Source organism: Pseudomonas sp. FSL R10-1339 (assembly GCF_009600545.1).
Classification (GTDB): Bacteria; Pseudomonadota; Gammaproteobacteria; order Pseudomonadales; family Pseudomonadaceae; genus Aquipseudomonas; species Aquipseudomonas bubulae.
The window spans coordinates 1-1858 of sequence record NZ_WIVQ01000204.1 but is presented as its reverse complement, the minus strand read 5'-3'; the positions used below and the strand labels follow the sequence as shown (position 1 = coordinate 1858).

Sequence of the window (1858 nt, the reverse complement as noted above, 5' to 3'; positions counted from 1 at the left end):
CCCTGCTGGACGACCTCAAGCGCGCGAGCCTGGCCAACGACCCGCAAGCCACCCGCCAGGCCCTGGATGCCTGGGCGCGGCAACAGCCGGAAACCCTGGCCGACATGGCCGCTCGTTTTGTATTACTGTCCGATGCCCTCGACGGCCTCAATGGGGCGCTCTACAGCGAAACCGGCCAGCACTGGCAAGGCGAAGAACTGTGGAAGGCCATCCGTAGTATTCCTGCCGCCGAGCGCGAGCAGCAAGACAACGCCGAGCCGAGCAGCCTGCCGCCGCTTTACCCCAAATAAATTCAAGGCAGCCCCTGAACCGCCTGTGCGAACGGGCTGCCTGCACCTTTGAAAACGGATTCTGTCATGCGCCTGTTTCACACTTCCGACTGGCACCTGGGGCAAAACCTCCACGGCCAGGACCGCGACTTCGAACACGCCTGTTTTCTCACCTGGCTACTGGCCCGGCTGGCAGAACACAAGCCCGATGTGTTGCTGATCGCCGGTGATATCTTCGACACCGTCAACCCGCCGGTCAAAGCCCAGGAGCGGCTCTACGACTTTATCGTCAGCGCCCATGAGCAACAGCCCAAACTGACCATCGTGATGATTGCCGGCAACCACGACTCCGGCTCGCGGATCGAACTGCCCGCCCCCTTGATGCGTCGTCTGCGCACCCATGCCCTGGGCCGGGTGCTGTGGCTCGACGACGGCCAGCTCGATGCCGAACGCCTGCTGATCCCCTTGCCCGATGCCAAGGGCAAAATTGCCGCCTGGTGCCTGGCCCTGCCGTTTTTGCGCCCCGCCGAAGTCACCGGCGCCCACCTGGGCGATGACTACCTGCGCGGCATCGGCCAGGTGCATGAATGGCTGATCGCAGCCGCCAACGCCAAACGCAAGCCGGGCCAGGCCCTGATCGCCATCAGCCATGCCCATATGGCGGGCGGCTCGGTCAGCGAAGACTCCGAGCGCAGCCTGATCATCGGCAATGCCGAAGCCCTGCCCGCGAGCCTGTTCGGGCCCGATATCAGCTATGTGGCCTTGGGCCATTTACACAAGCCGCAGCGGGTCAACAGCGAAGAACGCATCCGCTATTGCGGCTCGCCGATCCCGTTGTCCTTCTCGGAAATTGGCTATCAGCACCAGATCCTCGATGTCACCCTCAAAGGCGAAACCCTGGTCAGCGTTGAGCCGCTGTTGATTCCCCGCGCCGTCAACCTGCAACGCATTGGCCCGCTGCCACTGGCTGAAATCCTCACCCACCTGGCCGCACTGCCTGATATCGACCTGCTCGCCGATACCCAGCGCCAGCCCTGGCTCGAAGTGCGGGTCACCCTCGACGAACCGCAGCCCGATTTACGCCAGCAGATCGAAACCGCGCTGCAGGGCAAGTCCGTACGCCTGGTGCGCATCGCCGCCGACTATGCCGGCAGCGGCAGCCGCCACGGCGATGACGATGCCACCCGCCTGATCGAACTCGACCAGCTCACCCCCCAGGAACTGTTCAGCCGCGCCTGGCAGGAAAGCTACGGCAGCGAAGTCGACGAACAGACCCTCAAGGACTTTGCCGTGTTGCTGCAGGAAGTACAGCTAGAAGGTGAACAGCCATGAAAATCCTCGCCATTCGCCTGAAAAACCTCGCCTCCCTGGCGGGCCCCTTTGAACTGGACTTTACCGCCGAACCTTTGGCCAGTGCCGGCCTGTTCGCCATTACCGGCCCCACCGGCGCCGGTAAAAGCACCCTGCTCGACGCCCTGTGCCTGGCCCTGTTTGGCGCCGTGCCACGGCTGAACAACACCGGTCGCGATGCCAAAGTGCCGGATGCCGACGGAGAAATCGCCACCGGCGACCCGCGCACCCTGCTGCGC

The 1858-nt window shown here is 63.9% G+C and carries 2 protein-coding genes and 1 pseudogene; all 3 read left to right on the top strand.

What is annotated here, in order from left to right:
- A pseudogene (locus GHO03_RS24335) lies at positions 1–290 on the top strand (protein BatD); the annotation flags it as partial.
- A 66-nt stretch (positions 291–356) separates the two neighbouring features.
- On the top strand, positions 357–1601 hold the full coding sequence (locus GHO03_RS24330) for an exonuclease SbcCD subunit D C-terminal domain-containing protein (RefSeq protein ID WP_095018121.1): 1245 nt from the start codon (positions 357–359) through the stop codon (positions 1599–1601).
- Positions 1598–1858: AAA family ATPase (locus GHO03_RS24325; RefSeq protein ID WP_153400673.1), on the top strand; the 261-nt coding region annotated here is incomplete at its 3' end. The genes GHO03_RS24330 and GHO03_RS24325, both read left to right, overlap by 4 nt.